General features: G+C 54.7%; 1 rRNA gene. It reads right to left on the bottom strand.

Annotated elements, in window-relative coordinates:
- Positions 1-722 (bottom strand): 16S ribosomal RNA (locus ACH3VR_RS23325); the annotation flags it as partial.
- Positions 723-950 lie beyond the last annotated feature (228 nt).

The following is a 950-nucleotide window of genomic DNA, read 5'->3' as shown; positions in this document are numbered from 1 at the left end:
CGGCCCAGAGATCTGCCTTCGCCATCGGTGTTCCTCCTGATATCTGCGCATTCCACCGCTACACCAGGAATTCCAATCTCCCCTACCGCACTCTAGTCTGCCCGTACCCACTGCAGGCCCGAGGTTGAGCCTCGGGTTTTCACAGCAGACGCGACAAACCGCCTACGAGCTCTTTACGCCCAATAATTCCGGATAACGCTTGCACCCTACGTATTACCGCGGCTGCTGGCACGTAGTTAGCCGGTGCTTTTTCTGCAGGTACCGTCACTTTCGCTTCTTCCCTGCTAAAAGAGGTTTACAACCCGAAGGCCGTCGTCCCTCACGCGGCGTTGCTGCATCAGGCTTTCGCCCATTGTGCAATATTCCCCACTGCTGCCTCCCGTAGGAGTCTGGGCCGTGTCTCAGTCCCAGTGTGGCCGGTCACCCTCTCAGGCCGGCTACCCGTCGACGCCTTGGTGAGCCATTACCTCACCAACTAGCTGATAGGCCGCGAGCTCATCCCTGACCGAAATTCTTTCCAACTGCTGAAGATGCCTTCGCAGCTCATATCCGGTATTAGACGCCGTTTCCAGCGCTTATCCCAGAGTCAGGGGCAGATTGCTCACGTGTTACTCACCCGTTCGCCACTGATCCAGAGAGCAAGCTCTCCTTCACCGTTCGACTTGCATGTGTTAAGCACGCCGCCAGCGTTCATCCTGAGCCAGGATCAAACTCTCCGTAAAGAAAATTTGCTGCGATCAGCCGGAAAAAGACCGAAGCAGCGAGTTTGAAACTGACCAAAAATGGATGTCATTGCTGACTTATCCAAAAATTGATCCAAAGGAATCTCACCCAGCCAAAGCTGGGACGAGGTTATTTGGCATTTGACAAGTGCACGCTGTTGAGTTCTCAAGGATCGGATGCTCCAGCAAACCAGCCTCACGACCAGCCCCACTGGGCAACTTCACTAT

Source organism: Microbacterium alkaliflavum, assembly GCF_044325405.1.
GTDB classification, from domain to species: domain Bacteria; phylum Actinomycetota; class Actinomycetes; order Actinomycetales; family Microbacteriaceae; genus Microbacterium; species Microbacterium alkaliflavum.
The sequence above is the reverse complement of the archived record's forward strand: the minus strand, read 5'-3'. Positions and strand labels throughout refer to the sequence as shown.